At 63.1% G+C, this 2,528-nt stretch carries 3 protein-coding genes and 1 riboswitch; all 3 genes read left to right on the top strand.

Annotated features, from left to right (window positions below; all coding sequences use genetic code 11):
- The first annotated feature begins 72 nt into the window (after positions 1-72).
- Entirely contained in the window at positions 73-1,038 is a 966-nt protein-coding gene (locus OC610_RS25430; RefSeq protein ID WP_264431782.1) for a 2-hydroxyacid dehydrogenase, read from the top strand.
- 33 nt (positions 1,039-1,071) lie between these two features.
- Entirely contained in the window at positions 1,072-2,070 is a 999-nt protein-coding gene (locus OC610_RS25435) for a class I SAM-dependent methyltransferase (RefSeq protein ID WP_264431783.1), read from the top strand.
- Between the two features lie 51 nt (positions 2,071-2,121).
- Positions 2,122-2,243: riboswitch (yybP-ykoY riboswitch) on the top strand.
- Between the two features lie 93 nt (positions 2,244-2,336).
- The coding region (locus tag OC610_RS25440) for a TMEM165/GDT1 family protein (RefSeq protein WP_264431785.1) at positions 2,337-2,528 on the top strand (192 nt) is incomplete at its 3' end.

The raw sequence follows: 2,528 nt of genomic DNA on the forward strand, positions 1-2,528 counted from the left end.
CCTCGCCACGGCAATTCATCTGATAGGCTCGCCACATTACGCCTTCAGTCCTTTCCATGACAGGTACAGCTGATGACCAATACCGCCCGCGCAGTTTTTCTCGATCACCCTTCCCTGGACCTCGGCGACCTCGAGCTTGGCCCGTTGCGCGAATGCTTCGGCGAGCTGCAACTGTTCGCCGGGACTCGCAAGGATGAGGTGACAGAGCGGCTCAAGGGCGCCACCGTGGCGATCACCAACAAGGTCGTGATCGATGCAGCCGCGATGGCAGCGAACCCCGAACTGAAACTGATCCTGATCAGCGCCACCGGCACCAACAACGTCGACCTGGTCGCGGCCCGCCGCCATGGCATCACCGTCAGCAACTGCCAGGGCTATGGCACGCCGTCGGTCGCCCAACACACGATCATGCTGTTGCTGAACCTGGCGACGCGCCTGGCCGATTATCAAAAAGCCGTGGGCGAAGGTCGCTGGCAACAGGCTTCGCAGTTCTGCCTGCTGGATTATCCGATTGTCGAACTGCAAGGCAAGACCCTCGGGCTGCTCGGCCATGGCGAATTGGGCGGCGCCGTCGCTCGGTTGGCCGAAGCCTTTGGCATGCGCGTGTTGCTGGGACAGATTCCCGGACGCCCCGCTCGTCCCGACCGCCTGCCATTGGACCAACTGTTGCCACAAGTGGACGCCCTGACGCTGCACTGTCCGCTCAACGAGCACACCCGCCATTTCATCGGTGCTCGCGAGCTGGCCTTGCTCAAACCCGGTACGTTCGTGGTCAACACCGCACGCGGCGGCCTGATCGACGAGCAGGCCTTGGCCGACGCCCTGCGCAGCGGTCACCTGGGTGGGGCGGCCACCGACGTATTGAGCGTGGAACCGCCCACCCAGGGCAATCCGCTCTTGGCAGGCGATATCCCGCGGTTGATCGTCACGCCCCACAACGCCTGGGGCAGTCGCGAGGCACGGCAACGGATCGTCGGCCAACTTAGCGAAAACGCCCAGGGATTTTTCAGCGGTACAGCGCGACGAGTCGTCAGTTGATAAACTGCCGCACTTTTTTTCAAGGAGCAGACCATGGATCCGCGCAGTGAAGTACTGCTTCGTCAGCCTGAGTTATTCCAGGGTCCGGTCCTGCTGGCCGGCCTGCCCGCCGACGATCTGCTCGGCCGCTTGCCCGAGGCCCATGGCTGGTGCTGGCATGCGGGCGATCAAGCGGCCCTGGATGCGCGCTTCCCGGAGCGCAGCCATTTCGGCGTGAACATACCCGAGCGTGGGTTCGACACCGCGGTGGTGTTCCTGCCCAAGGCCAAGGACCTCACCGACTACATCCTCAACGCCGTGGCCGCGCGCCTGGCCGGTCGCGAGGTGTACCTGGTGGGCGAAAAACGCAGCGGCATCGAGGGCGCGTCCAAGCAACTCAACCCATTCGGCAAGCCACGCAAGCTCGACAGCGCGCGGCATTGTCAACTGTGGCAAGTCACCGTCGCCAATGCGCCCGAGGCCAAGCCGCTGGAAAGCCTGGCGCAGACCTATGAGCTGCCATTGGCCGAAGGTCCACTGAAGGTCATCAGCTTGCCGGGGGTGTTCAGTCACGGCCGGCTGGATCGCGGCAGTGCGCTGTTGCTGGAGCACTTGGACAAGCTGCCCAGCGGCCACCTGCTGGACTTCGGCTGCGGCGCTGGCGTGCTGGGCGCGGCGGTCAAGCGTCGTTACCCGCACAACACCGTGACATTACTGGATGTGGATGCCTTTGCCACTGCCAGCAGTCGCCTGACGTTGGCCGCCAACGGCCTGGAAGCCGACGTGCTGACCGGTGACGGGATCGACGCCGCGCCCATGGGCCTGAACGCGATCCTGAGTAACCCACCGTTCCATGTCGGCGTCCACACGGATTATCACGCCACGGAAAACCTGCTGCGAAAAGCCGCTAAACATCTGAAAAATGGCGGCGAACTGCGCCTGGTCGCCAACAGTTTCCTCAAATATCAGCCGCTGATCGAAGAACACCTCGGCACGTGCACCATCAAGGCCGAAGGCCAGGGTTTTCGCATCTACCGGGCCAAGCGGGGTTAAGGTTTTTTTAGGAAACAACGCTTGCCCAATCGGATTTGCCTAGGCAGAATCCGCACCGTCCTAGGGGAGTAGTCTCCCGCGAGCGCCCAGCTCGCCCGGCATACGTCAACATACTTGGTCAGCAGACCATGGCGTATGCGGCCCAAGCGTCCACGCAGATGGTCGCTGGGTTTGACAAGACCTATGACACGCACACCTTACCCGGGGCGGGAAGGCTGTACGTGTCATAGCCGTGTCGACCCGCCCCTCTTAGGAATTTCCTGATGCTGGACTCTCTACTCGTACCTACCGCCATCGTTGCGCTGGCCGAAATCGGCGACAAGACGCAACTGCTCGCGCTGATTCTCGCCGCTCGCTTTCGCAAACCCTGGCCGATCATCGCCGGCATCGTCGCCGCGACCCTGGCCAACCACGCGGCAGCGGGCGCGGTGGGCGCCTGGGTCAGTGGGTTCTTCTCC

Source organism: Pseudomonas agronomica (genome assembly GCF_025917275.1).
Classification (GTDB): Bacteria; Pseudomonadota; Gammaproteobacteria; order Pseudomonadales; family Pseudomonadaceae; genus Aquipseudomonas; species Aquipseudomonas agronomica.